23 protein-coding genes and 1 tRNA gene are annotated in these 26,410 nt (G+C 72.5%); 16 read left to right on the top strand and 8 right to left on the bottom strand.

Going from position 1 to position 26,410, the window contains the following annotated elements; all coding sequences use genetic code 11:
• Positions 1–81: 81 nt before the first annotated feature.
• On the top strand, positions 82–1,074 hold the full coding sequence (locus tag DEI96_RS09750) for an alpha/beta fold hydrolase (RefSeq protein WP_258372779.1): 993 nt from the start codon (positions 82–84) through the stop codon (positions 1,072–1,074).
• 5 nt (positions 1,075–1,079) lie between these two features.
• Positions 1,080–2,150: a glycosyltransferase family 4 protein gene (locus DEI96_RS09745; protein ID WP_111023087.1), complete on the top strand. Its 1,071-nt coding sequence runs from the start codon at positions 1,080–1,082 to the stop codon at positions 2,148–2,150.
• Between the two features lie 146 nt (positions 2,151–2,296).
• Here the strand turns inward: DEI96_RS09745 and DEI96_RS09740 are convergent, their stop codons facing one another.
• The 3 genes from DEI96_RS09740 to DEI96_RS09730 all read right to left on the bottom strand — a co-directional run bounded on the left by DEI96_RS09740 (position 2,297) and on the right by DEI96_RS09730 (position 4,630).
• The gene (locus DEI96_RS09740; RefSeq protein WP_111024979.1) at positions 2,297–3,028 is read right to left on the bottom strand and encodes a hypothetical protein; all 732 of its coding nucleotides are present in this window, start codon (positions 3,026–3,028) and stop codon (positions 2,297–2,299) included.
• 49 nt (positions 3,029–3,077) lie between these two features.
• On the bottom strand, positions 3,078–3,716 hold the full coding sequence (locus DEI96_RS09735; RefSeq protein WP_111024980.1) for a histidine phosphatase family protein: 639 nt from the start codon (positions 3,714–3,716) through the stop codon (positions 3,078–3,080).
• 80 nt (positions 3,717–3,796) lie between these two features.
• Entirely contained in the window at positions 3,797–4,630 is an 834-nt protein-coding gene (locus DEI96_RS09730; protein WP_111024994.1) for a Sir2 family NAD-dependent protein deacetylase, read from the bottom strand.
• Between the two features lie 251 nt (positions 4,631–4,881).
• On the opposite strand from DEI96_RS09730, the gene DEI96_RS09725 reads away from it, so the two are divergent.
• Positions 4,882–5,700: a TrmH family RNA methyltransferase gene (locus DEI96_RS09725; RefSeq protein WP_111024981.1), complete on the top strand. Its 819-nt coding sequence runs from the start codon at positions 4,882–4,884 to the stop codon at positions 5,698–5,700.
• On the opposite strand, the gene DEI96_RS09720 is transcribed toward DEI96_RS09725, so the two are convergent.
• The 3 genes from DEI96_RS09720 to DEI96_RS09710 are packed head-to-tail and all read right to left on the bottom strand — an operon-like array spanning position 5,697 to position 9,138.
• On the bottom strand, positions 5,697–7,355 hold the full coding sequence (locus tag DEI96_RS09720) for an AtzH-like domain-containing protein (protein WP_111024982.1): 1,659 nt from the start codon (positions 7,353–7,355) through the stop codon (positions 5,697–5,699). The genes DEI96_RS09725 and DEI96_RS09720 overlap by 4 nt on opposite strands.
• Complete coding sequence (locus DEI96_RS09715; RefSeq protein ID WP_111024983.1) at positions 7,352–8,464, bottom strand: acetamidase/formamidase family protein; 1,113 nt, start codon at positions 8,462–8,464, stop codon at positions 7,352–7,354. The genes DEI96_RS09720 and DEI96_RS09715 overlap by 4 nt, the downstream gene beginning before the upstream one ends.
• Entirely contained in the window at positions 8,461–9,138 is a 678-nt protein-coding gene (locus DEI96_RS09710) for a FadR/GntR family transcriptional regulator (RefSeq protein WP_111024984.1), read from the bottom strand. The genes DEI96_RS09715 and DEI96_RS09710 overlap by 4 nt, the downstream gene beginning before the upstream one ends.
• A 147-nt stretch (positions 9,139–9,285) precedes the next feature.
• Between DEI96_RS09710 and DEI96_RS09705 the strand changes: the two genes are divergently transcribed.
• From DEI96_RS09705 to DEI96_RS09690, 4 genes are read left to right on the top strand one after another with little or no spacing between them, the layout of a single operon-like run.
• Positions 9,286–10,581, top strand: a complete 1,296-nt coding sequence (locus DEI96_RS09705) for an amidohydrolase family protein (protein ID WP_111024985.1) — start codon at positions 9,286–9,288, stop codon at positions 10,579–10,581.
• Positions 10,574–11,224, top strand: coding sequence for a DUF1097 domain-containing protein (locus tag DEI96_RS09700; RefSeq protein WP_111024986.1), 651 nt, complete (start codon positions 10,574–10,576; stop codon positions 11,222–11,224). Before DEI96_RS09705 ends, DEI96_RS09700 begins: the two co-directional genes overlap by 8 nt.
• Positions 11,225–11,249: 25 nt before the next feature.
• Positions 11,250–12,482 carry a D-alanyl-D-alanine carboxypeptidase family protein gene (locus DEI96_RS09695; RefSeq protein ID WP_146246982.1) on the top strand — a complete coding sequence of 411 codons (1,233 nt, stop codon included), beginning with the start codon at positions 11,250–11,252 and terminating at the stop codon, positions 12,480–12,482.
• 42 nt (positions 12,483–12,524) lie between these two features.
• Positions 12,525–13,859 (top strand): serine hydrolase domain-containing protein, encoded by a 1,335-nt coding sequence (locus tag DEI96_RS09690; RefSeq protein WP_181440604.1) that lies wholly within the window; start codon positions 12,525–12,527, stop codon positions 13,857–13,859.
• Positions 13,860–13,898: 39 nt separating this feature from the next.
• On the opposite strand, the gene DEI96_RS09685 is transcribed toward DEI96_RS09690, so the two are convergent.
• Positions 13,899–14,693: an SGNH/GDSL hydrolase family protein gene (locus DEI96_RS09685; protein ID WP_071244716.1), complete on the bottom strand. Its 795-nt coding sequence runs from the start codon at positions 14,691–14,693 to the stop codon at positions 13,899–13,901.
• Positions 14,694–14,716: 23 nt separating this feature from the next.
• On the opposite strand from DEI96_RS09685, the gene DEI96_RS09680 reads away from it, so the two are divergent.
• The 8 genes from DEI96_RS09680 (at position 14,717) to DEI96_RS09645 (ending at position 24,406) form a co-directional block, all read left to right on the top strand.
• Positions 14,717–15,880: an acyl-CoA dehydrogenase family protein gene (locus tag DEI96_RS09680; RefSeq protein WP_111024989.1), complete on the top strand. Its 1,164-nt coding sequence runs from the start codon at positions 14,717–14,719 to the stop codon at positions 15,878–15,880.
• Positions 15,881–16,045: 165 nt separating this feature from the next.
• Positions 16,046–17,290, top strand: coding sequence for a DNA polymerase IV (gene dinB / locus DEI96_RS09675; protein ID WP_111024995.1), 1,245 nt, complete (start codon positions 16,046–16,048; stop codon positions 17,288–17,290).
• 185 nt (positions 17,291–17,475) lie between these two features.
• The gene (locus tag DEI96_RS09670) at positions 17,476–19,266 is read left to right on the top strand and encodes a DEAD/DEAH box helicase (protein ID WP_111024996.1); all 1,791 of its coding nucleotides are present in this window, start codon (positions 17,476–17,478) and stop codon (positions 19,264–19,266) included.
• A 7-nt stretch (positions 19,267–19,273) separates the two neighbouring features.
• Positions 19,274–19,483: a hypothetical protein gene (locus tag DEI96_RS09665; RefSeq protein ID WP_017887301.1), complete on the top strand. Its 210-nt coding sequence runs from the start codon at positions 19,274–19,276 to the stop codon at positions 19,481–19,483.
• Between the two features lie 32 nt (positions 19,484–19,515).
• Positions 19,516–20,844 carry an NAD(P)/FAD-dependent oxidoreductase gene (locus DEI96_RS09660; RefSeq protein WP_111024990.1) on the top strand — a complete coding sequence of 443 codons (1,329 nt, stop codon included), beginning with the start codon at positions 19,516–19,518 and terminating at the stop codon, positions 20,842–20,844.
• A 202-nt stretch (positions 20,845–21,046) separates the two neighbouring features.
• Positions 21,047–22,528, top strand: a complete 1,482-nt coding sequence (locus DEI96_RS09655) for an HD domain-containing protein (protein ID WP_284183600.1) — start codon at positions 21,047–21,049, stop codon at positions 22,526–22,528.
• A 142-nt stretch (positions 22,529–22,670) separates the two neighbouring features.
• Entirely contained in the window at positions 22,671–23,810 is a 1,140-nt protein-coding gene (locus tag DEI96_RS09650) for a zinc-dependent alcohol dehydrogenase (RefSeq protein ID WP_111024992.1), read from the top strand.
• 11 nt (positions 23,811–23,821) lie between these two features.
• Positions 23,822–24,406, top strand: a complete 585-nt coding sequence (locus DEI96_RS09645) for a CxxCxxCC domain-containing protein (RefSeq protein ID WP_111024993.1) — start codon at positions 23,822–23,824, stop codon at positions 24,404–24,406.
• Between the two features lie 370 nt (positions 24,407–24,776).
• Here the strand turns inward: DEI96_RS09645 and DEI96_RS09640 are convergent.
• Positions 24,777–24,862: transfer RNA gene (locus tag DEI96_RS09640), tRNA-Leu, on the bottom strand.
• A 161-nt stretch (positions 24,863–25,023) separates the two neighbouring features.
• Between DEI96_RS09640 and DEI96_RS09635 the strand changes: the two genes are divergently transcribed.
• Positions 25,024–26,352, top strand: a complete 1,329-nt coding sequence (locus DEI96_RS09635) for a M20/M25/M40 family metallo-hydrolase (RefSeq protein ID WP_111025030.1) — start codon at positions 25,024–25,026, stop codon at positions 26,350–26,352.
• Positions 26,353–26,410: the final 58 nt, after the last annotated feature.

The following is a 26,410-nucleotide window of genomic DNA, read 5'->3' as shown; positions in this document are numbered from 1 at the left end:
ACGGCCCGCCCCGGACACGATAGGCGCGAGATGCTGCGGGTGTCCGGGGTTTCGTGCGGTTCGCTCCCTAGACTGGCGCGGATGCAACCGCCCGTGCTCTCCCCGTACCAGTCGTTGATGGCCGCCACCCCGGTCGTGCACCGGGCCGTCCAGGTCGACGGCCGGACCACGCACTACTGGGTCTACGGGCCTGAGGACTCGGATCGCACCGTGCTCGCCGTGCACGGGTTCCGCGGGGACCACCACGGGCTCGAGACCATCGCCGCGCACCTCGAAGGTGTCCGTGTGATCGTGCCGGACCTGCCCGGCTTCGGCGTGTCCGATCCGCTGCCGGTCTCGGACATCGACGCGTACGTGGCCTGGCTGACCGGCTTCCACGCCGCGCTCGGGCTCGGGCGCGACACCGTCGTGCTCGGGCACTCGTTCGGGTCGATCGTGGTGTCGGCCACCGTCGCCGCCGGGCTCGACACCCGACTGCTCGTGCTCGTGAACCCCATCGCCGCCCCGGCACTGCAGGGTCCGCGTGCCGTCGGGACCGCGATCGCGATCGGGTACTACCGCGCCGGCGCGGTCCTGCCGAAGCCGATCGGGCTCGGGATCCTGCGGAACGGCGCGATCGTCCGGGCGATGAGCATCGCGATGCTGAAGTCGCACGACCCCGCCGTCCGCCGATGGGTGCACGACCAGCACGACCGGTACTTCTCGGCCTTCGCGAACCGCACGAGCGTCCTCGAGGCGTTCCGCACCTCGGTCACCCACGACGTCTCCGAGTACGCCGACCGGCTCACGGTGCCCGTGCTGCTCGTCGCGGCCGAGCACGACGACATCACCGCCGTCCCCGAACAGCGCGCACTCGCCGAGCGGCTGCGGGACGCCGAGCTCGTCGTGATCCCGGGGGTCGGCCACCTGGTGCACTACGAGACGCCGGCTCCGGCGGCGGCTGCGGTGCTCCGCCGGATGGCGGACACGACAGGACGTGGCGGACGCCATGGACGCACTGGACGCGGCGCGGCCGCGACGGACAGCCGACCGTCGGGGGCAGGGCGGGCCTCCCGGACGGCGGACGCGTCGTGACGCGCCTGCGCATCGGCATCGACTGCCGGTACGTGCGGATCGGCCGGCACGACGGCATCAGCCGGTTCACCGCGGGGGTCGTCGCGCACCTGCCGGACCGGCACGACTACGTGCTGCTCGTCAGCGACGAGCGCCAGCTCGAGTCGCTGCCGAGGGACCTGCCGTGGGAGCTGCTGCCCGCGCCGACGGACGCGGGGGAGCCGCTCGTCGCCCGGCGCGTCAACCGGCTCGGGCTCGACGCGGTGTTCTCGCCGATGCAGACGATGGGGTCGCGGGGTCGTCGGTACGCGCTCGTCCTGACGCTGCACGACCTGATCTACTACCGCAACCGCACGCCCCCGCGGGAGTTCTCGTGGCCGCTGCGGCTCGGCTGGCGGGCGTTCCACCTGTCCTGGGCGCCGCAGCGGTTCCTGCTGAACGGCGCGGACGGGGTGGTGACGGTGTCGGAGACGACCGCCGGGCTGATCGCCGAGCACCGGCTGACGAAGCGACCCGTGACGGTCGCCTACAACGCGGCCGACCCGGCGACCCCGCGGGTGGCCGGAGCACCACGTGGACGCTCGCTCGTCTACATGGGCTCGTTCATGCCGTACAAGAACGTCGAGACCCTGGCGGCGGCGCTGCCGCTCCTCGGGGCGGACTGGACGCTGCACTGCATGTCGCGGGTGTCCGACGCCGACCGTGCACGGCTCGAGGCGCTGGCTCCCACGGGGACGATCGTGTTCCACGACGGCGCCACCGACGAGGAGTACCTGTCCGTGCTCCGTTCGGCCACCGCGCTGGCGACCGCGTCGTACGACGAGGGGTTCGGCATCCCGCTCGTCGAGGCGATGGGCGTCGGGACCCCGGTCGTCGTCAGTGACATCCCGATCTTCCGGGAGATCGGCGGCTCGGCTGCGGAGTACTTCGACCCGGCGTCGCCGTCCGCCCTCGCCGCGGCCGTCCGGCGGGTGGAGGAGCGGTGGGACGAGGCCTCGCGGCAGTCGATCGAGCGTGCCGGTCGGTTCCGGTGGCAGGACTCGGCGGAGCAGGTCGTCCGGGCCGTCGAGCGGGCCGTGGGGGACCGGCGGGGCTGAGGGCTGGTGCGGTCGCCGGGCGGGGCGGGGGCTCGGGCTCGCCTTCGTGACGATGCGGAACGACGATGTCGATGTCGTACGAGGTCGACCGCGTCGTTCCACGTCGGACGCGCCACCGCCGCGCCACACCACGCGACCACCGCACGTCACTCCGGCGCGATGACCTGCACGTCCGCCCCGGGGAACACCTTCTGCGTCTCCTCGGTCACCCGCGACACGATCGGCGGCACCGCGGCACCCCGACCCGGGGTCCGCACGACGATCGACTGGTCGCGTGCGGCGTCGGACGGATCCCCGCCGCGCTCCCACGAGCAACGGACCTCCGTCACACCGCCGATGTGGTCGAGCGTGTCCGCCAGTGCCAGGCGCTTCGCCGCGACCTCGCCGGCACCGGTGACGCCGATCTGCAGGGTGCCGAGGTCGGCGACCACGACGACGCGGACACCGTTGCCGCCGGAATCGTCGGCCGCACGGCTGATGGCGGCGACCAGGTCACGCCGGGCAGCGGGGTCGAGCGCCGGGTCCGCCCGGACGGAGGCGATGGCGTCGTAGCTCGCGAACGCGGTCTTCGACGGGGCGTGGTGCCGAACGTCGGTGACGCCGGGCAGGGCACGCACTCGCGTGTCGAACCGGTCGAGCGCCACGTCGGGCCGTGGGAAGACCCCGCCGATGCCGTTCTGGACGCTCCCGATGATCGAGCCGAGCACCACCGCGATGACGGCGGCGACCGCCAGGACACTCCCGCCGATGATGAACCAGGTGCGGGCCCGGGTACGGGTGGGGACGCTCGCCGTCTCGGGACCGAACACCCGGTCGAGGTCGTCGTCCTGCTGGTCGAGGGCACGCTGACCGTGTCGGTTGGTTCCGTCGTCGGACATGTGGCTCCCCTCACCCCGGTGTGCGGGTGCGTCGGAGCCTAGTCCCCGGTCAGCCCCGGCGCTCCAAGGGGTTCTGGTACTCGAACGCGGACCCTCCGGTGGCGTCGGACACGTCGTCGATCGGGTCGTCGAACCGGACGAGTTCGGCGTGGAAGCGCTCCGGGTCCCACCGGAACGAGTGGATGGACCCGTTCCGGATCGGGGTGTTGCGGCGGTCGGCGGTGCCGGGGGCTGCGGCGTTCACGACACTGCGGATCACTGCGCCGTGGGTCGCGACCACGACGACGCCGGCATCGAACCGGACCGCGATCTCACCGAGGGTCTCGGTGACGCGGGCGAGCAGCGCGGAGCGGGACTCCCGACCGGGGATGTCGTCGTGCGGGTACCGTGCCGACACCTCGTCGTCGGTCAGCCCCTCGGCTTCGCCGTAGGAGCGCTCGGCCAGGCCCGGGTACGTCGTCGGTGCGTCGAGGCCCAGGCGGTCGGCGATGATCGCGCCCGTCTCGGCCGCACGGGACAGCGGGGAGGCGACGACCGCGTCGAACGGCCGGCGGGTCAGGAGTTCGGCGGCCTCGGCGGCCTGCCGTCGTCCGGTGTCGTTGAGCGGGATGTCGGTCGAGCCCTGGATGCGGCGTTGCGCGTTCCAGTCGGTCTCGCCGTGCCGGACGAGGTACAGGAGGGTCGTCACCCGTCGATCTTCGCAGACGCGCCCGGCAGGCCCGTCCGGGAACCGCGACCGCGCTGGCCCGTCCGGCGGCAGCGACCGCGCTAGTCGGTCGACGCCGCCGCGCTGAGCCGCTCCGCCAGGTGCACGAGCGTCTCGGTGGTGCCGGCGTCGAGCTTCACGGCCGCCCGCCTGTCGCTGCGGGTCTCGCCGCGGTTCACGATGACCACCGGGTTCTTGCGGCGCGCAGCGTGGTCGACCAGCCGCACGCCCGAGTTCACGGTGAGGGACGAACCGACGACGAGGAGTGCGTCGGCGTCGGCGACGATCGACACGGCCTCGCGGAACTTCTCGGCCGGCACGAACTCGCCGAAGAAGACGACGTCGGGCTTCAGGTCGCCGCCGCACACGGTGCACGCGGGCACGACGAACCGTTCGACGTCGGTGATCTCGACGTCGCCGTCGGGCTGCAGCTGCACGGACCCGGGCTCGTCGATCCAGGGGTTCTCGCGGTCGATGGTGGCGGCGAGGTCGGAGCGGGAGAACACCTGGCCGCAGCGCAGGCACACGGCGCGGTCCATCGAGCCGTGGATCTCGACGACGCGGCGGGACCCGGCGCGCAGGTGCAGGCCGTCGACGTTCTGCGTGATGACCCCGGCGACGATCCCGGCGTCCTCGAGTGCGGCGAGCGCCCGGTGTCCGTCGTTCGGCACGGCGGCCGCGAAGCTCCGCCAGCCCAGGTGGGATCCGGCCCAGTAGCGCTGGCGCTTCGCGGGGTCGGCCAGGAACTCCTGGAACGTCATCGGCTTGCGCACCACCCGCCCGGCACCGCGGTAGTCGGGGATGCCGGAGTCGGTGCTCAGGCCGGCACCGGAGAGCACGGCGATCCGCTTGCCCGCGAGCACCTCGACGACGCGGTCCAGGTCGTCGGCGGTCACCGACCCGGCGGCCGCCCCGGTGGTCGGTCCGGTCGTCGACGCAGCATCATCCAGCACCCTGTTCACGGTACCCTCAACACCCGACCGTCCCGGTCGCTTCCCAGGCGGAGCGCATCCTCGGCGGACCCGCCCGGCCACAGCCCGGAGCAGCCCGTCGGCAGCCCGGACCCGCGCCGGCCCCGGGCCGCCGGACCCGCTTCGGCCCGGCCCGCCGGACCCGCGCCGCCCCGCACCACACCGAAACGAGCCCCGTGCACCCCGTCCGAATCGACTCCCTCGACGATCCCCGCCTCGACGACTTCGCCCGTCTGACCGACGTTGCACTCCGCCGGGTCTCGGAGCCCGAGGGCGGCCTGTACATCGCCGAGTCGAACACGGTCATCGAGCGCGCGGTCCGCGCCGGGCACGTGCCGCGGAGCATCCTGGTGCAGGAGAAGTGGCTCGACAGCGTCCTGCCCCTGGTCGCGGAGCACGACGGCCCCGTGTTCGTCGGTGCGGACGCCCTGCTCGAGGAGCTCACCGGCTTCCGGATGCACCGCGGTGCGATTGCCGCGATGCAGCGCCCCGAGCTGCCGAGCGTCGCCGACGTGGTGCGGGACGCGAAGGTCGTCGTCGTGCTCGAGGACATCGTCGACCACACGAACGTCGGCGCGGTGTTCCGGAGCGTCGCCGGCCTCGGCGCCGACGCGGTGCTCGTCAGCCCGCGGTGTGCCGACCCGCTGTACCGCCGGAGCGTCCGGGTGAGCATGGGCACGGTCCTGCAGGTGCCGTGGACCCGCATCGGCGACTGGCCCGCGGCGGGCGAGGAACTCCGCGCGCAGGGCTTCCACCTGGCCGCGATGGCGCTGACGGACGAGTCGGTCGACCTCGACGCCTTCGTGGCGGACCTGCCCGAGAAGGTCGCCCTCGTGATGGGCACCGAGGGGCAGGGGCTGACGCCGGCCGCGATCGCGTCGGCCGACACGACGGTCCGGATCCCGATGGCGCACGGCGTCGACTCGCTCAACGTGGCCGCGGCGAGCGCCGTCGGTCTGTGGGCGGTCACCCACGCCCGGCGGCTCGCCTCCTAGCGCACCACCGAGACGGTCGGGAGGCCCGGGGCGGCCTGGTCGGGCAGCATGCGCCCGGCACGGATCACCAGGGCACGATCGGTGCCCGTTCCGCCCACCAGGCAGACGCCGACGGGCGCGCCGTGCACGGTCAGCAGCGGTGCACTCACCGTGGGCAGGCCGCCGACGCTCGCGAGCGCGGTCATCGCCGTCGTCGCGGTCCGGGTGCGCTCGAGCGCAGCGGTGTCCGCGTCGAGCAGCGGTGCGGGTCCGGGCACGGTCGGGAACAGCAGCGTCCGACCGACGAGGGCACGGCGGATCGTCGTACGGACCTCGTCGAGGCGTGCCACGGCGTCTGCGGTCGCGTCGGGGTCGTTCGCCCGTGCCGCCCGGAACCGGTCACCGACGACGGGGCTCAGTGCGCCGGGGTGCGCGTCGATCCAGGGGTCGTGGGCGGCGAGTGCCTCGGCGGCCTGGACGAGGCGCATCTGCTCCTGCAGTGCTGCGGGGTCCGCGATGCCGAGGTCGCGCAGTCGGACGGTCGCGACGGGTTCGTCCAGCGCTTCGATGAAGGCGGTGAAGGACCGGGCGACGGCCGGTTCGACGAGTGCGACGAGTTCCTCGGGGACGACGAGCACGGTCGCGTCGGGCGTCCCTGCCGTCGCGGGCGGCGGGACGGTGGCGTCGAGGGCGGCGAGCAGCACACCGGGGCTCCGTGTGAGCCACCCGACGGTGTCGAACGACGGCGCGAGCGGGAGCAGCCCGTCCCGGGACACCGTTCCGTGGGTCGTCCGGAGGCCCCAGAGTCCCTGGTACGAGGCGGGGACCCGCACCGATCCCGCGGTGTCCGTGCCGATCCCGATCTCGGCCGTCCCGAGGCCGACGGCCGACGCGGATCCGCTGGACGAGCCTCCAGGCAGTCGGGTGGGAGCCGCGCTGTTCGGCGGCGTGCCGTGGTGCGCGTTCCGGCCCGTCAGGTTGTAGGCGAACTCGTCGGTGCGCGCGATCCCGCGGATCGAGGCGCCGGCGGCGAGGAGCGCGGCGACCGCTGCGGCGGGCGCGGTCTCGACGGGGGCCTCGCGCAGGTACGTCGGGTTGCCCGCGCCGACGGGCTGGCCGGGGACGGCGTAGAGGTCCTTGACGGCGATGGTCAGGCCGTCGAGCGGTCCGGAGGCCGTGGGGGCGACGAGCGGGTCGCCGACGGCCCGCCAGACGGTGGTGTCGACGGCCTTGGGACGGCCGGTGACGTGGGCCGCTTCGATGCGCCAGCGGGGGCCGGCGCTGCTGGTGGCGCCGTCGCCAGTGCCGGCGTCATCGGTCCCGCGTTCGGTGCTGTCGCCGTCGCGGCGCCAGAGCTGGGTCTGGAGGCCCTGCCCACCCGCGGCGAACCGGGACACCGACACGACGAGGGCGCGGTCCTCGGTCAGGGGGCGGACCTCGACGTGGGTCAGCGACCGGGTCGCGACCCCACCCCGTGCCCCGCGGAACGCGCGGATCGCGTCGTGCCCGACGAGCAGGCCGCGGTCGTCGCCGCGCATCGTGTCGGAGGAGTCGACGAAGGCGGCGTCGAGGGCGTCGAGGTCGTTCGCCAGCAGGGCGGCCTCGTAGGCGTCGAGGGCCTCGAGCAGGCCTGAGGGTGCGGCGTCGGGCGCGGCTGACGCCGGGGGCGTGGTCATCGGGCGGGCTCCTCGAAGTCGGCCTTGCGGATGCGGGCGTGGACCCCGGTGACCAGGTCCACCACCTGCGAGATGTTGAAGTCGGTCGCGGCGGACAGGTAGGCGTACGCCAGGTGGCGTTCCATGCCCCAGCGCGCGCCGAGGATCGCGACGGCATGCCGGACGCACTGCCGGACGGCCTCGTCGAGGTCCGGGTCCATGCCCGTGGGCACGAGGAACTCCTGCGTCTCGGCGACGGGCCAGACCAGGTCCCCGAAGCGCGCGGCGGCATCGGCGGCAGGGGTCAGGTCGAAGCGGATCGTCGCACGGAGCGAGGCCTCCATCGCGGTGAGCGCCACCTCGCCGTCGCCCTGGGCGAAGTGCGGGTCGCCGACGTGGGCGAGCGCGCCGGGGACGAGCACCGGCAGGTGCAGCTGGGACCCGGCCTGCAGCAGGTTGACGTCGATGTTGCCGCCGTGGCGACCGGGCGGGACGGAGTGCAGCCGCTCCCCGGGGGTGGCGACGCCCATGATCCCGAGGAACGGGGCGAGGGGGAAGTGCGCGAAGCGGTCGCCGGCGGCCGTGAGCGGGATGCGGCCCCGCCGGCCCTGGTCCGTGTCGACGACGTCGGCGAAGACGCTCACCGTCGTGCCGTCGACCGGGAACTCACCGTGCAGGGCGCCGCGGCCGTGCCGGTTCGACACGACGCCGTAGTGCACGCGGGGCAGGGTCTCGAGGACCGTCATCGTCAGCACGTCTCCGGGACGGGCACCACGCACCGCGATCGGCCCGGACACCACGTGCGGTCCGTCCGCCGCGGGGTCGCGGTGACCGGAGCGGGCGATCGCGACGGCGTCGGCGAGGATGTGCTCCGGAGCGACGCCGTGTTCGCCGAACCAGGCGACGGGGTCGCTGCCCTGGTCGGGGAGGATCCCCTCGTGGCTGACGGTGTCGATGGTGACCGACTCCCCGGGGCCGATCGTCAGGGCCGGGGTGTCACCGTCGCTCGGCAGTCGGCCCCAGAGGACGGTCTCCGGGTCGACGGGCAGGGCGTGGTCGCCGCGGACGGGTCCGGTGCCGGGCTGCAGGGTCGCCACCGCGGGGGCGGTGGTCTCGCGTGTGGTGGTCATCGTTCCGTCCTCCGTTCGACCAGGTGGGCCACGTCGGCGAGGTGGTCGGCCATCGCCCGCGTCGCGCCCGCGACGTCGTGCTCCCGGATCCGCTCGAGGATCCGCTCGTGCCACTCGAACGACGACCGGCGCCCCTCGCTGGTGCTGTGCGAGCGGGCACGGACGTCCTGCACCCAGCCGCTGCTGAGCTCGCACAGGGACACGAGCAGGGGGTTGCCCGAGGTGCGGGCGACCTGCACGTGGAAGGCGACGTCCTGGGCGAGCGACTCCTCCGGGCTGAGCCCCGCGTGCGTCGCAGCGAGGATGCGTTCCAGGGTGAGCAGGTCGGCATCGCCCGCCCGCGCCGCCGCGAGTCCGGCGACCTGCGGCTCCACGACGGTCCGGAACTCGGCGACGTGCTCGGCCCGGTGGTCCAGGTCGTCGCGGTGGTGGTCGAGCAGGGCGGACGCTTCCTCCGGCCGTGGCAGCACGACGGTGCCACGACCAGGGGTCCGGGAGACCAGGCGACGGCGCTCGAGCTCCTGCAGCGCCTCGCGGATGGTCGTGCGGGACACGGCGAGGTCCTCGGCGAGGGTGCGTTCCGGCGGTAGCTTGTCGCCGGGCTGCAGGTCGTCGAGCACGAGCGTGCCGAGGTGGGCGGCGGTCGCCGCGCTCAGGGTCCGTCCACGGTGCATGCCCTCGACCGTAGGGCCGCTTGGTCTGCTTGGTTCATTGGTACGACCATCTTTTACACGGCCGTCACACGCGGCGTCGGAACCCGAAACACGGCGGGCGAATGGTGGAGCACGTCCCACCCGCACCGACCGGAAGAGGGGTTCGACGTGGACCTGGTCCTCACCAACGCACGGCTGACCGACGGTCGATCCGTCGGCGTCACCATCGCCGACGGCGTGATCGTCACCGTGGCCGACGCGCTCCCCGGTGCCGCCGCTCCCGCTGGTTCCGCCCGCGTGGTCGACTGCGCCGGACGTGTGCTCATCCCCGGGCTCATCGAGGCGCACCTGCACGTCGACAAGGCCCTGCTCGACCGGGAACGCCCGAACCCCGACGGCACCCTCGCCGGCGCCATCGCCGTCACGGGGGAACTCAAGCGCGTCTTCACCCACGCCACCGTCCGCGACCGCGCCCGCACCCTGCTCGACCAGGCCATCACGAACGGCACGACGCTCGTCCGCGCACACCCCGACGTCGACCCGATCGTCGGGCTCACCGGGGTCGAGGTGCTGCTCGACCTGCGCGACGAGTACCGGGACGCCCTCGACCTGCAGATCGTCGCGTTCCCCCAGGAGGGCATCGCCAAGGCACCGGGCACCCTCGCACTGCTCCGTCAGGCGCTCGCCGCGGGGGCGGACGTCATCGGGGGCTGCACCTACAACGAGCACACCCTCGCCGCGTGCCACGAGCACGTCGAGACCGTCCTCGACCTCGCCGAGGAGTTCGGTGTGCCGGCCGACCTGCACGCCGACTTCGCCGACGACACCTCCGACCCGCGGTACGCCCTCGCCGGGCACATCGCCGACCGCGTGACGGCCCGCGGGCTGCAGGGGCGGGTGGCGCTCGGCCACGTGACCTCGGTCGCGAGCCTGCCTCGCGGCGAGCGCCGGGCGTTGTTCGACCGCCTGGCGGCCGCCGGGGTCGCCGTCGTGCCGCTGCCCGCGACCGACCTGCACCTGGGCGGCCGGTCCGACGACCACGACGTGCGGCGCGGGGTCGTGCCGGTCCGCGAACTCTGGGACGCCGGGGTCACGAGCGCGTACGCGTCGAACAACGTCCGGAACGCCTTCACCCCGTTCGGCAACGCCGACCTGCTCGACGTCGGGCTGCTCCTGGCGCAGACCGGGCACCTGTCCGGCCCGGACGACCTGCGCCGGGTGCTCGCGATGGCCACCACGGGGGCGGCCGAGGTCGTCGGCGTCGCGGACACCCACGGCATCCGGCCCGGCGCCGCCGCGGACCTCGTGGTGCTCTCCACCACCGACCCGGACGGCGTCCTGCTCGACCGGCCGGACCGCGCCCTCGTCGTCAAGCGCGGCCGGGTCGTCGCCGAGACCACCCGGACCACCCGCCTCACCACCAGCCGCACCACGAACCGATCGAAGGAACTCAGCCATGCGTGAACGGATCCCGCACGAGATCGTCGCCTCCGTCCTGGCCGGTGCCACGGCGTTCATCGGGGGCAACGCCCTGCACCTGCCGACCTGGGCGATCTTCATCAGCTGGGCGGGGATGTTCCTGCTCGGCAGCAAGCCGACGTTGCGGAACGCCACGCGCCTGTGGGCCGCGATGCCGATCGGGTCGGCGTTCGGCCTGGTCATCGTCCTGCTCGACCAGCGGTTCGGCACGCTGTTCGGCGAGGGGCAGGCGGCGCAGAACACCGTGCTGGCGCTGCTCATCCTCGTCGTGAACTGCGCCCTGATGTACACCGGTCGCACGAGGCTGTTCGGGCTCGTCCCCGGGATGTTCCTCGGGTTCGCCTCGTTCTTCGCGACCTGCTTCGGCGGCTTCGGCTTCGACCCGGGGAACGCCTGGGCCGCCTGGGTGTCGGTCGTGCTGATGAACGCGCTCGGGCCGGTGTTCGCCTACCTGTCCCGACGCCTGACCTTCGCCCGGGCCGAGACGACGGGCTCGGCCGGTTCGGCAGGCTCGTCCGACCCGGCCGCTTCGGCCGACCCGGTCGTCGCGACCGACGCCGGCGTCGCAGCGACCCCGGCTCCTGCTCCGGAACGCCAGCCCGACCAGCCGGTCGCAGCCTCGGCCTAGGAGCGGACCGGTACGCTCGGGTCCCGTGTCACGAGTCGTCCGCCGCCCCCGCTCCGCCGTCCGGAGGCCGGTCACGATCTCGGTGGTCGCCGTCCTGCTCCTGGTGGCCGGGTACCTCGTCGCCGCGGCCGTCGTGCCGTTCGGCCCGGCGAGCGCCAGCACCACCACGTACTCGGCACCGAAGACGACCGTCCCGGCGCTGAGCTTCCCGGGGTACGGCGCGACGGCGGTCGAAGCGACGGACTTCCCGGAGAGCCTGCGCACCAGCGGCGACACGAAGCCCCGGTCGATCGCGAGCATCACGAAGGTCGTCACGGCGCTCGTGGTGCTCGACGAGAAGCCGATGGCCGTGGGCGAGTCCGGTCCGTCCATCCGCTTCACGAAGCAGATGGAGGGCCTGTACGCCAAGTACGCGGCGCAGAACGGCGAGGTCGCCCCGATGCCCGCCGGCCTGAAGCTCACCGAGCACCAGACGTTCCAGGTGATGCTCATGAAGTCGGCGAACAACTACGCCGGCGCCCTCGCCATCTGGGCCTTCGGGTCGATCGCCGCCTACGAGCGCGCGGCGAACGACTGGCTCGACGAACACGGCCTGGACGACACCACGATCCACGAGCCGACCGGCCTCGACCCGGACAACACCTCGACCGCCACGGACCTGGTCGAGCTCGGGCAGCTCGCGCTGGCGAACCCGGTGGTGAAGGACATCGTCGGCACCCAGGACGTCACGATCCCGACGGTCGGCGAGATCGAGAACTCGAACAAGCTCCTGGGGCTCGACGGCATCGAGGGGATCAAGACCGGCACCCTCGACGAAGCCGGCGCCTGTCTGCTGTTCGCGGCGACGTACGAGCGCGGTGGCGAGGACGTCACCGTCGTCGGCGTGATGCTCGGCGGTGTCGACCACGACTCCCTCGACGTCGACGTGCAGCGGTTGTTGCGGTCCGTGGCGGACAACTTCCAGGTGGTGACGCTCACGCACCAGGGGCAGACCTTCGGCACCTTCTCGACCCCGTGGCAGGACGAGGCCGACGCGGTCACGACGAAGGCTGCCGAGGTGCTCGTGTGGGGCAAGACGACCGTCACCGCGAAGGCGAAGCTCGAGCAGGTGACCTTCGGCACGAAGGGGGAGCGGGTCGGGCAGGTGCGGTTCCGCATCTCCGACCACGACCCGGTCACGGTGCCGCTCGTGCTCGAACGCACGATCGACGACCCCGGCGTCTGGTGGCGCTGGACGAACCCGTTCCAGGGGGCGTGACGCCCGTCGTCCGCCGACCGTAGAGTCGGTCGGGTGACGACGATGACGACGTTCCTCCGGACCACCCCTGCCGCCCTCGGCATCGATCCCGGCGGCGTGACCGCCCTGCTCGACGCCCTCGAGTCCACGCCCGGCGTGGAGCCGCACAGCATCATGTTGCTGCGGCACGGCCAGGTCGCGGCCGAGGGCTGGTGGCAGCCCTACGCCGCGGACCGCGTGCACCTTCTCTACTCGCTGAGCAAGAGCTTCACCGCCGCCGGGGTCGGCATCGCCGTCCGAGCGGGCCTGATCGACCTCGACGCGACCGTGCTGTCGTACTTCCCGGAGCTCGACGCCGACGTCACCGACGAACGCAGCCGCCGCATCCGCGTCCGGCACCTGCTCGCGATGGCGAGCGGCCACCGCGAGGAGACGATCGACCGCGCCCGGGCCCTCGACCCGACGAACACGGTGCGCGGGTTCCTGCTGCTCCCGCCGGACGCGGAACCCGGCACGGTCTTCGCCTACAACCAGCCGTGCACGTACACGCTCGCCGAGATCGTCCGGCGGGTGACCGGCGGGTCCCTCGTCGCGTGGCTCCGCCCGCACCTGCTCGACCCGCTCGGCATCGACGACCTCGCCTGGCGCCGCGACGACACCGGTGCGGAGCTCGGGTACAGCGGGTGCTACGCGCCGACCGACGCGGTCGCCAAGCTCGGCCAGCTGTACCTGCAGGGCGGCGTCTGGGACGGCGAGCGGATCCTCGACGCCGACTGGGTCGAGCAGGCCACGAGCACGCAGGTCGCCAACCCGGACGAGGCCAACCCCGACTGGTCCCAGGGCTACGGCTTCCAGTTCTGGATGGCCCGCCACGGCTTCCGCGGCGACGGTGCCTACGGCCAGTTCTGCGTCGTCCTGCCGGAGCAGGACGTCGTGCTGGCGATGACCGGCCAGAGCCTCGACATGCAGGCCGTCCTCGACGCGGTCTGGGAGCACCTGCTGCCCGCCGTCGACCGCGCGTCCGACGCGTCCTCGGCATCCGCCCTGGAGGCCCGGCTCGCCTCCCTGGGACTGCCCGCGGTGGACGGTGGTCCGCTGCAGGGCCTCGCCGACGTCGGTCCGCTGGCCAGCGACGGCGACGGGTGGCGGCTCACGCTCGACGTCGACGGCGGCTCCCTGTCGGTGCCGGTCGGGCAGGGGGAGTGGGCCGTGGAGGGCCCGCTCGCCGCGAGCGGTGCCGTCGCGGACGACGGGACGGTCCGTGTCGACGTGCGGTTCGTCGAGACCCCGCACCTGGCGCACGTCCGGATCGACCCCGCGACGGGATCGACGACGACGAGCTGGCAGACCGAGCCGCTGCACGACGGACCGCTCACGCTGCGGCGCCCCGCCGACTGACGGCCAGCGGCCCAGCGGCCCCGGGGCCCCGTGCCGCGTCTACGGGGTGTCGGAGGGGTGCTCGGTGACGATCTGCAGCTCGGGCCGCTTCGCCGACACCCCGTCGCCGGACGAGGTGTGCTTGATGCGCCGGACCACCCACGGCACCAGGTACTCCCTGGCCCAGCCGAGGTCCTCGGCGCGGGCCTCGCGCCACGGCCGCGCCTCGAGCGGGTCCGGGTTGAACGGTTCGAGCCCGTGCGGCACACCGAGGGTGTCGAGCACCGCCGCGGCGATCGTCGAGTGGCCCATCGGGGAGTGGTGCAGCCGGTCGGGAGCCCACATCCGCGGGTCCCGGAGCACGCGCAGTGCCCACATGTTCGCCACCAGGGCGCCGTGCTTCAGGGCGATGGCGTGCAGGTTCTCGTTGTAGATCGCCGTCTTGCCACGGACCATGCCGAGCACCGGGGTCATCCCGACGTCCGGTCCGGTGAACAGCACGACGGTGGCTCCGTCGCGGCGCAGGTCGGCGACGAGCCGGTCCACGCGCTCGGCGAGCTCGTCCGGGTCCGAGCCGGGGCGGATGATGTCGTTGCCGCCGGCGGACACCGTGATGAGGTCCGGGTGCAGGGCGACGGCGGCCTCGGCCTGCTCGTCGATGATCTGCTGCAGCAACCGCCCGCGGATCGCGAGGTTCGCGTAGGCGAAGTCGTCGGTCTGGTGTGCGAGCACCTCGGCGACGCGGTCCGCCCAGCCGCGGTTGCCGCCCGGGACGGTGGGGTCGGGGTCCCCGATGCCCTCGGTGAACGAGTCACCGATCGCGACGTACCTGGTCCAAGGATGACGATCTGACACGTCCCGGACCCTAGTCTCGTGGCATGACGAAGGCCAACACGGACGCCGTCGGCTGGTCGGTGCCGGACGAGCTGCTCGACCGCATCGCCGAGCGAGCCCCCGGCTACGACGCCGCGAACGCGTTCTGCACCGAGGACCTCGACGAGCTCCGCGCCGCCGGCTACCTGCGGATCGGTGTCCCCGTCGAGCAGGGCGGGGCAGGCCTGGGCCTCCGCGCCACCGCGCGGGTGCAACGCACCCTCGCCCAGGCCGCACCGGCGACGGCACTCGGCCTCGGCATGCACCAGGTGTGGGTGCAGGCGGCCCGCGCCGTGCGTGCGCGAGGCGAGTCGTTCCTCCAGGCCGTCACCGACCACGCTGCGGACGACCACCTGCTCGCCTTCGGGGTGAGCGAACCCGGCAACGACGCCGTGCTGTTCGACTCGTCGACGACGGCGGAGCCGGACGGCGACGGCGGCTACCGGTTCACCGGCACGAAGGTCTTCACTTCGCTCGCACCGGCGTGGGACGTCATGAGCGTCTTCGGCAAGGACACCTCGGGGCCGGAGCCACGGCTCGTGCACGGGTTCGTCCTGCGGTCCGACGGCGACGTCGAGCACCTGGACGACTGGGACACGCTCGGGATGCGCGCGACGCAGAGCCGCACCACGAAGCTGCACGGCGTGCACGTCCCCGCCGACCGCATCGTCCGGTCGCTGCCGGTCGGGCCGAACCAGGACCCGCTCGTGTTCGGCATCTTCGCGTCGTTCGAGCTCCTCATCGCCTCGGTGTACGTGGGGGTCGCAGAGCGGGCGATCACGCTCGCGGCGACCGCCGTGGCGGGGCGCACCGCGGCCGACGGCACCCCGCGGTCGCAGGACCCCGACGTGCGCCGGGCGATCGCCGACCTGCGCGGTGCGGTCGACGCGATCACGCTGCAGGTCGACTCGTTGGCGCGGTCGGTCGACGAGCTCGACGACCTCGGAGCCCGCTGGTTCCCACTGCTCGTCGGCACCAAAGCGCGGGCGGTGGACACCGCGCAGCACGTCGTGGACGAGGCCATGCGCGTCGTCGGCGGCTCGGCGTTCCGGTCGTCGAGCGAGCTCGCGCGGCTGGCGCGGGACGTCCGGGCGGGGCAGTACCACCCGTCGTCGCGGGACTCCGCGGCGCGGACGATCGCCGCGTCGGTGCTCGGTCCGGTCGGCTGAGCGCTGCGCGCACGGTGCGAGGCGTTGCGCTCCGGGGCACTCCGGTGCGAGGTTCCGTACGTGGTGGCATCCGCGCTCCCTCGCACCACGTCCGGAACCTCGCACCGTCCGATCGCGATCGGCCCCGGGCACGGCGATGTCGGCGGCGCCTGGCATCATCTCGGTGTGAGCAAGCAGGACGGACGGAACCGCCTCGTCTCCGACACACCGGTGGACGACGTCTCGGCGACCGTGCTGCACGTCGACATGGACGCCTTCTTCGCCTCCGTCGAACTGCTCGACCGCCCCGACCTGGTGGGGCTGCCGGTCATCGTCGGACACGACTCCGACCGCTCCGTCGTCACCGCCGCCACCTACGAAGCCCGTCGCTACGGGGTCAACTCCGCGATGCCGATGGCCATCGCCAAACGCCGCTGCCCGAACGCCGTCATCGTCGAGCCGCACTTCGAGAAGTACCGGGCGAAGTCCGCCGCGGTGATGGCGATCTTCGACCGGTTCACCCCGCGGGTCGAGCGCCTCGGCATCGACGAGGCGTTCCTCGACGTCGCCGGTGCCCTCCGCCTGTACGGCACCCCGTGGCAGATCGGCCAGGCGATCCGCCGGACGGTCTTCGCCGAGACCGGTCTGCACTGCTCCGTCGGTGCGGCATCGACGAAGTTCGTCGCGAAGCTCGCCTCCAGCCGGTCGAAGCCGGACGGCCTGCTCGTGGTCCCCGCCGCCGACACCGTGGCGTTCCTGCACCCGCAGCCGGTGTCCGCGCTCTGGGGCGTCGGCGGCAAGACGCAGGAGACGCTCGAACGCCGGGGCATCCGCACGGTCGGCGACCTGGCGAACACCCCGCTCGGGTCGCTGGTGTCGGCACTCGGCCCGGCCGGCGGGCAGCGGCTGCACGACCTGTCGTGGGGTCGCGACCCCCGCGTGGTCGACACCGGCGTCGGCGAGAAGTCCATCGGGCATGAGGTCACGTTCGGCCGCGACCTGACCGAGCGCGACGACGTCGCCCGCGAACTCCTGCGCCTGGCCGACAAGGTCGCCGTCCGCCTGCGTCAGGCCGACGTGCAGGCCCGGACCGTGGCGCTCAAGGTCCGGTACACCGACTTCACCACCCTCACCCGGTCGCGCACCCTGGCGGAGCCCACCGACGTCGCGAAGCGCCTGCACCGCGAAGCCGTCGAGCTGTACGACGTGCTGCACCGACCGGGCAACCAGATCCGGCTGATCGGGGTCCGCGGCGAGAACCTCGTGCCCGCGGCCGCGAGCAACGCCCTGTGGGACGACGACGCGCCGTGGCGCGACACCGAGACCACGGTCGACGCGGTCGCCGCACGCTTCGGCGCCGGCGTGCTGCGACCGGCATCCCTGGTCCGCCGGACTCCTGACGGCGGCGTCCCGCACGCTCGGCAGGACTGACGGTGGCGGTAGAATCGGGTTCAGTGAGCGCAGCGGAGTACGAAGACCAGCAGCCCGCCACGCTGTGGGCGGAGTCGGGTGACGACCAGTCCGGCGCAGGCGGATCGTCGCCGACGCACCAAACCCAGGCGCACCAAACCCAGGCGCAGGGTGACGCCGCCCGTGACGAAGCCGACGCCGCGGCCCTGGCCGAAGCGGCTGGCAACTCCGCCGTCCAGCACCTGTCGCCGGCGTTCCCGGACCGGGCCGCCTGGGGCACGGCCTCGAAGCTCCGCGCCTGGCAGATCGAAGCGCTCACGAAGTACTTCGAGAAGGAACCCCGCGACTTCCTCACTGCCGCGACCCCCGGCGCCGGCAAGACCACCTTCGCGCTGCGCCTGGCGACCGAGCTCCTCGCCCGCGGCACCGTCGACCGCATCGTCGTCGTGGCCCCGACCGAGCACCTGAAGCGCCAGTGGGCCGACTCCGCCGACCGTGTGGGCATCCGGATCGACCCGATGTTCAAGAACGGCGACGGCATGTTCGGCCGGCACTACCAGGGCGTCGCGATCACGTACGCCCAGGTCGGCATGAACCCCGAGGTGCACAAGCGCATCACCGAGGGCGGCCGCACCCTGGTCGTCCTCGACGAGGTCCACCACGGTGGCGACGCCCTGACGTGGGGCGACGGCATCCGAGAAGCGTTCTCCGGTGCCACCCGCCGGCTCTCGCTGTCGGGGACCCCCTTCCGGTCCGACACCGCACCGATCCCGTTCGTGCAGTACGCCCCCGACGAGCAGGGCATCCGCACCTCGATCTCCGACTACAACTACGGCTACGGCCGAGCCCTGAAGGACGGCGTCGTCCGCCCGGTGCTGTTCATGGCCTACGCCGGACAGATGCGCTGGAAGACCCGGATGGGCGACGAGATGTCGGCCTCCCTGGGCGAGCAGGTCACGAAGGACATCACGGCCCAGGCCTGGCGGACCGCGCTGTCACCCGAGGGCGAGTGGATGCCGGCCGTGCTCTCCGCCGCCGACAAGCGCCTGACCGAGGTCCGTCGTGGTGTGCCCGACGCCGGCGGCCTGGTCATCGCCACCGACACCACCACAGCGCGCGCCTACGCCCGGATACTGCAGCAGATCACGGGGGAGCGTCCCACCGTGGTGCTGTCCGACGAAGCCGCCGGGTCGAGCCGCATCAGCGCGTTCGCCGACGACACCTCGCGCTGGATGGTCGCCGTCCGCATGGTCTCCGAGGGCGTCGACGTCCCACGGCTCTGCGTCGGGGTCTACGCCACGAGCGCGAGTACGCCACTGTTCTTCGCCCAGGTGATCGGCCGCTTCGTGCGTGCCCGTCGCCGCGGGGAGACCGCGAGTGTCTTCCTGCCGAGCGTCCCCGGCCTGATGGCCCTCGCCGCCACCCTCGAGCTCGAGCGCGACCACGCCCTCGACCGCCCGAAGGACGCCGACGACGGCATGTACAACCCCGAAGACGCGATGGTCGCCGAGGCCAACAAGGAAGACCGCGCGTCCGAGAGCCTGCTCGAGGTCCAGCCGTTCGAGGCACTCGACTCGCAGGCGTCCTTCGACCGCGTCCTCTACGACGGCGGTGAGTTCGGCACCGGCGGCGAGGTCGGTTCCCTCGAGGAGCTCGACTTCATCGGCATCCCGGGGCTCCTCGAACCCGACCAGGTTCGCGACCTCCTGCGTGCCCGTCAGGCGACGCAGGCGAAGCGTTCCAAGGGCCGCACGGCCAAGGACGGCATGCCGAAAGCGCCCGAGCCCGACCGCCCGATGTACATGACGATCAAGGAGCAGCGCACCGAGCTCGCCCGGCTCGTGTCGATCTGGTCCCGCCACTCGAACGAGCCGCACGGATCGATCCACGCCGAACTCCGACGGATCAGCGGTGGCCCGGCCGTGGCGCAGGCGAGCATCGAGCAGATCCAGAAGCGCATCGACATCCTGCGCTCCCGCATCGGCGGACGACGGTGACTCCGGCGTGATCGAGCCGGTCGACGACCGCACCTGGTACGTCAAGCGCGACCCCGAGGCGTCACCCGAGGCGATCATCGACCGCTTCGGCGGCGGCTACCGACTGCGCCGGTTCTCGCTCACCGAGTCCCGCCGCACCCCGCACGGGGTGTTCACGGGGCCCGAACTGGCCGAGACCGCGTGGTGGCGGCTCCGCGACAGGCCGCGGAACTCATGACGCGCCAAGCCAAAGTCCGGTAGACCGGAGGAATGGCAGACTCGATCCCTCACGTCCTCGTCCTCGGCGGCGGCTCCGCTGGCTACACCACGGTCAAGCAGCTCCAGAAGCACGCGGCCACGGTGCCCATGCGCATCACCCTGGTGGACCAGAACACCTACTACACGTACCTGCCGTTCCTGCCCGAGGTCGCCGGTGGCCACATCGCGCCGAAGGACGTCACCGTCGAGCTGCGCCGTGCGCTGCGCAAGACCCGGGTGATCCAGGGCAAGGTCACCGCGATCTCGTCGGCGGACAAGACCGTCTCGATCGCGACCGCCGGCGGCGACGACCGCACCCTCGGCTACGACCACCTCGTCGTCGCCCTCGGTTCCGTCACCCGCACCTTCCCGACCCCCGGGCTCGAGGAGTACGGCGTCGGCTTCAAGAGCGTCGAAGAGGCCGCCTACGTTCGCGCCAAGCTCCTCGACAACATCGCGAAGGCCGCTGCCACCCGTGACGAGGACGAGCGTCGCCGTCTGCTGACCAGCGTCTTCGTCGGCGGTGGCTACACCGGCGTCGAGGCGATCGGTGAGCTCTTCGACGTGTCGCAGGCTGCCATCAAGACCTACCCGTCGCTCGCCGGTGAGCAGCCCCGCTGGGTGCTCATCGACGCCCTCGACCGCGTCGCGCCCGAGGTCGGCCCGGAGCTGTCCAAGTGGACGCTCGAGTCGCTCCGCGCCCGTGGCATCGACGTCCGCCTGAAGACCACCATGCCGAGCGCCGAGGGCGGTGTCGTCAAGTTCTCCGACGGCGACGAGTTCGCCACCGGCCTGCTCGTCTGGACCGCGGGCGTCAAGCCGAACCCGCTCCTCGACGCATCCGACCTGCCGCGCGGGCCGAAGGGCCACCTCGCCGCGAACGCGAAGCTCCAGGTCGAGGCCGAGGACACCCACCAGGTCGTCGAGGGCGTCTGGGGCCTGGGTGACGTCGCACAGGTGCCCGACCTGACCGCCGACAAGCAGCCGGCGTTCTACCCGCCGAACGCGCAGAACGCCGTGCGCCAGGCCGTGGTCGCCGCCGACAACATCGTCGCGACCATCACCGGCAAGCCGCTCGAGGAGTACCGCCACCCCTCCATCGGCACCGTCGCGTCGTACGGTGTCGCCAAGGGTGCCGCGAACATCAAGGGCATCAAGATGACCAACCTGCTCGCGTGGCTCGCGCACCGCGCGTACCACGTGTACGCGATGCCGACCCTGAACCGGAAGGCCCGCATCATCATCGGCTGGATCACCGGTGCCGTGTCGGGTCGCGACGCGACCTCGCTCATCAAGGAGACGGACCCGCGACGCAACTTCGTCGAGGCGTCGAAGAGCTAGGAGACGGAACGCGGCATCAGGCCGCAACTTCGTCGAGGCGTCGAAGAGCTAGACGCCCCCAAAGATCGGACGGGAGGCGCGGTGCCAGCTGGCACCGCGCCTCCCGTCCGTCCGTCACGTGCGTTCGCACCCACCTGCCGCTCTCCGGCATACTGACTCCCTCGGCGCCCACGGCGACGAGGTCCCGGAAGTCGACCGACACGTGCGCCCCACCACCACCACCTCCTCCGTCCGATCGTGCCTCCGATGCGGCGCCGAGCGTCACGACAGCACCGTCCACCGGTGCCCCGGTCCGGCCGACCCGCTCCGCGCCTTCGGCCTCGACGCCGGAGCCCGAACGGTGCTCGAGGTCCTGGGTGGGATCGGGCAGCCCTCCCTGGTCGGCGGAGCAGTCCGCGACGCGCTGCTCCGGGAAGCCGGGCGCGGACCGACCACCACCGGTGACGTCGACGTCGAGGTGCACGGCACCAGGACCGATCTGGTCGTCGGAGCGTTGCGTGCGGCCGGCGCGATCGTCGTCGAGGCCGGTGCGGGGTTCCCGGTCCTCAAGGTGGTGCTCGACGGATCCCGCGTCGACGTCGCAGTGACGGCGGAGTCCGGTGCGCTCGATCCGGTCACGGTGTCCGCCCTCGGTCGGGACTTCACGGTGAACGCCGTCGCCTGGGACCCCCGCACGAACGTGTTCCTCGACGCGGTCGGTGGGATCGACGATGCCGTCATCGGCGTGCTGCGGCACGCTTCCGAACGCTGCAGTGAGGACCCGCTCCGGGTCTTGCGTGCCGTGCAGCTCGTCGCCCGGTTCGACTTCGCCGTGCACCCCGCGACGCTGCGTCTGGCGCGGTCGATCGCGGCACGGTTCGAGTCGATCGCCACCGGGCGGATCTGGCCCGAGATCCGCAAGCTGGCACTCGGCGACCACGTGTCGGCTGCCCTCCGAACGCTGCACGACAGCGGCTGGGAGCGACACCTGCCCGAGCTCGCCGCGGTCCGAGACGTGCCGCAGGACCCCCGGTGGCACCCGGAGGGTCCCGTGCACGTCCACCTCGGAGCGGCGGGGGACGCTGCCGCCCGCGCCTGCACCGCGGACGGGATCCGGGGTGACGACCGGGTCGTCATCGTGCTCGCCGCCGTCCTGCACGACCTGGGAAAGGCCGGCTCCGGCACGCAGGTCCTCGCCGACGACGCAGGTGCGGTCCGCATCCGCAGCCTGGGCCACGAGGTGTCCGGCGCTGCGGCAGCAGCAGCGCTGCTCGGTCGCCTCGGCGCGCCACGCCACATCGTCGAGCGGGTCGTCCCGCTCGTTCGCGAGCACATGGTCCCGCACTCGTCCAACGGCGCGCCACCGTCCGTTCCCGCTGCTCGGCGGCTGTTCCGACGGCTCGGATCCTCCCTGCCCGCGATGGAGTCGTGGGCCCGGGTGTGCGAAGCCGACTCGCAGGGGCGTGGTCCGGGGGCGAGCCGGTCCTCGGCGTGGTCGTGGTTCGACGTCGCGCTCCGGGACCAGGTCGCGCGTCGACCCGTGCGGCTGCTGTCCGGCCGCGACCTCGTCGACACGGGACTCACCCCGGGGCCGGCGTTCCGCGAACTCCTCGTGGCGTCCGCGGCGGCGCAGGACGACGGCGTCTTCGATGACGTCGCCGGAGCCCGCGCGTGGCTGCGCCGAGCGGTCGACGCACGCCGGTGACGGACGGGAGGCGCGGTGCCAGCTGGCACCGCGCCTCCCGTCCGTCTGTGCGGACGCCCACCGCCTGTCCACGATCTGCGGTCCTGGGTCCGTTCCAACGTGGCGCGCGTCAGCGTGGACGCGACGAACGAGAGGAGCGTCCATGCGCGCCATGACCTACCGCGGCCCGTACCGGGTCCGCGTCGAGGAGAAGCCGGATCCCCGGATCGAGCACCCGAACGACGCGATCGTCCGGGTGGAGCGGGCCGCGATCTGCGGGTCGGACCTGCACCTGTACCACGGCATGATGCCCGACACCCGGGTCGGGCACACGTTCGGCCACGAGTTCATTGGGGTGGTCGAGCAGATCGGCTCGTCCGTCGAGACCCTCTCGGTCGGGGACCGCGTGATGGTCCCGTTCAACATCTTCTGCGGCACGTGCTGGTTCTGCGCCCGCGGACTCTTCGCGAACTGCCACAACGTGAACCCGAACGCGACCGCGGTCGGAGGGATCTACGGGTACTCGCACACCACCGGCGGGTACGACGGCGGGCAGGCGGAGCGCGTGCGGGTGCCGTTCGCCGACGTCGGACCGCAGGTGATCCCGGACTGGCTCGACGACGACGACGCCCTCCTCATGACGGACGCACTGAGCACCGGGTACTTCGGGGCGCAGCTCGCGTCGATCCGCGAGGGCGACACCGTCGTGGTACTCGGTGCCGGGCCGGTCGGACTGTTCTCCGCGGCGTCGGCGTGGTTCATGGGAGCCGGCCGGGTGATCGTCGTCGACCAGCTCGAGTACCGGCTCGAGAAGGCCCGGAGCTTCGCGCACGCCGAGACGATCAACTTCGCCGAGGTCGACGACGTCGTGCTCGAGATGAAGAAGCAGACCGATTTCCTCGGTGCGGACAGCGTGATCGACGCCGTCGGAGCCGAGGCGGACGGCAACTTCACCCAGCAGGTCACCGCCTCGAAGCTCAAGCTGCAGGGCGGGGCCCCGACGGCGCTCAACTGGGCGATCGACGGCGTCCGCAAGGGCGGCACGGTCTCGGCGATCGGCGCGTACGGGCCGATCCCGAGCGCGGTGAAGTTCGGTGACGCGATGAACAAGGGCGTCACGATCCACACGAACCAGGCGCACGTGAAGCGCCAGTGGCCGCGGTTGCTCGAGCACATCCAGGCCGGGCACTTCAAGCCGAGCGACATCATCACGCACCGCATCCCCCTCGAGCACATCGCCGAGGGGTACCACCTGTTCTCGTCCAAGCTCGACGGTTGCATCAAGACCGTCGTCGTGCCGTGAGGAGGCCCGACATGTCCGACCACACCCCGTACATCGCCGATCCACCCCGTCGGGTGCCGTCCTCCGAGGAGCTCCGTGCCCGCATCCCGGGGTGGGGGAGCGACCTCGACCCCGCGGACCGGCCGTCCGTCCCGAAGCTCTCACGCGGGGCCGGCACCGCGACCGGCGCGCACTGGGACGTCCCGTCGCAGCAGCCCGGCGCTGCCGGCAGGGAGCGGTCGATCGAGCACGCGCACGTGACGCCGGTGTTCGGCACCGCGCAGCCGTTGCACGGCGTCGCCGGGATCGTCCGGCGGTACGCCTACCGGCGGTTCAGCGAGGGCCGCCTGGCGCACTGGATGCTGCTCGTCGTGGGGGACCGCCTGGACGTCGCGACGCACCGGGTGACCGACGCGCTGCGGGGTCGGCCGGACCGGGTGATCAGCGAGACCGGCGTCGCGGCGGAGCGTGGGAACCACCCCGTTGCGTCGCGCCTGGGGTCGAGTCGATCGGATTGGCGGCACCAGGTGCTCGACCCGGTGGTCGCGAACTGGGGCTGGCTCGCGGCGCTCGGCGCCGTCGTGCTGGTGGTGCGGCGGGTGCGCCGCTCGCGCTGACCGCGCGCGGTGCGGCGTTGCCCACTCGGTGCGACCTTGTTCCGTCACACGGAGTGCGCAACGTCGCACCAGCCCGCGACGCGCGCACGTTCCGGCCTGGAGGCGCGCTGCGGCCCCGCCCCGCGCCTCCAGTCCGTGGCGTGCGCGCGTCCACAGCCCGCCCTCCTGCCCCGCCGCCGACCGCCCGGAGCGAAGCAAGCCGGCGGCGTCAATGCCCTGAGCGCAGCGAAGTGGAACGTGGTCGCCCTGAGCGAAGCGAAGTGGCGCCCCAGAGGCGGTGACGCCCTGAGCGCAGCGATGGCGGCACTCGCCGGGAAGACACAACAGAAAATGCCCCCCGACCGAAAGGTCAGGGGGCACGCATTTCCTGTGTCCGAGAGGGGACTTGAACCCCTACGCCCTAATACGGGCACTAGCACCTCAAGCTAGCGCGTCTACCAATTCCGCCACCCGGACAGGGTGTCTGGTGTCTGTTTCCCGGGTTGAACCCGGCGTTCCTGCCGAGAGAAGACACTAGCACGGGTCTGAACGCGCGATGAACACGGTCGCGCATCCCGGGCGAGTCCTGCGTGTCCGGCCTCGGCGACGGGGTCGGTGCCGACCGATACCGTGGAGCCATGACGAACCCGGAGCCCTCCGAGCCGCAGTCCGTGCCCGAGCTCGAGGCCACCGCGGCGATCGCCCGCGACCTCATCCGCATCGACACGACGAACTGGGGTGAGGGGAAGTCCCGTGGTGAGACGGAGGCTGCCCACTACGTCGAGGACAAGCTCCGGGCGCTGGGTCTCGAGCCGCAGTTGTTCGAGTCGGAGCCGGACCGGGTGAGTGTCGTGGCGCGGGTGCCTGGTCGGAACCGCGACAAGCCGGCGCTCGTGGTCCACGGGCACCTCGACGTCGTGCCGGCGGATCCGGCGAACTGGTCGGTCGACCCGTTCGGTGGCGTGGTCAAGGACGGGTCGCTGTGGGGTCGGGGCGCCGTCGACATGAAGAACATGGACGCGATGATGCTCACGTCGCTGGCGGACGTCATCGAGCTGCACGGTGCGCCGGAGCGTGACCTGGTGATCGCGTACTTCGCCGACGAAGAGGCCGGGGGAGTCCTGGGGTCCCACCACGTGGTCGACCAGCACCCGGAGGCCTTCGCGGGGGCGTCGGCGGCGATCAGCGAGGTCGGCGGGTACTCGATCACGCTCGGTGACCGTCGCGCCTACCTGCTGCAGACCGGCGAGAAGGCGCTCATGTGGGTGAAGCTGATCGCGCGCGGCACCGCTGCCCACGGGTCGCACGTGATCCGCGACAACGCCGTCACGAAGCTCGCGGCGGCGGTCGCCCGGATCGGCAGCGAGGAGTGGCCCGTCCGCCTCTCGGCCACGACGGATGCGATGGTGGCCGAGGTGGCGCGGTTCCTCGGGGTCGACCCGACGGTGACCGGCCCGGACGAGGTCGCGCTGGCCACCGGCTCGGCGTCGCGGTTCATCCACGCCGCGCTGCACACCACGTCGAACCCGACGGTGTTGACGGCCGGCTACAAGCACAACGTCATCCCCGACTCCGCCGAGGCGCTGGTCGACATCCGCTGCCTGCCGGGCGACGAGGAGTCCGTGCTCGAGCGGGTGCGTGAGCTCGCCGGACCCGACGTCGAGGTGGTCATGTCGTTCCGCGACATCGGCCTCGAGCAGGACTTCGGCGGCCCGCTGGTCGACGCCGTCCGCGACGTCCTCGGTCGGCACGACCCGGGGGCACCGGTCCTGCCGTACCTGCTGTCCGGCGGCACCGACAACAAGGCGCTCTCGACGCTCGGCATCGCCGGGTACGGGTTCGTGCCGCTGCAGCTGCCGGCCGGTGTCGACTTCCCCGCGATGTTCCACGGTGTGGACGAGCGGGTGCCGCTCGACTCGCTGGCGTTCGGTCGGCGGGTGCTGGGCGACCTGCTCGCCACGTACTGATATTGTTCATGGTCGCCGTCGTGGCGGTGCCCTGACCGACCTCCCCCCGAAAGGCCCG

This window comes from Curtobacterium sp. MCLR17_031, assembly GCF_003234775.2.
GTDB classification, from domain to species: domain Bacteria; phylum Actinomycetota; class Actinomycetes; order Actinomycetales; family Microbacteriaceae; genus Curtobacterium; species Curtobacterium flaccumfaciens.
Note: the sequence above shows the minus strand (reverse complement) of the source record. Positions and strands in the feature narration are given on the sequence as shown.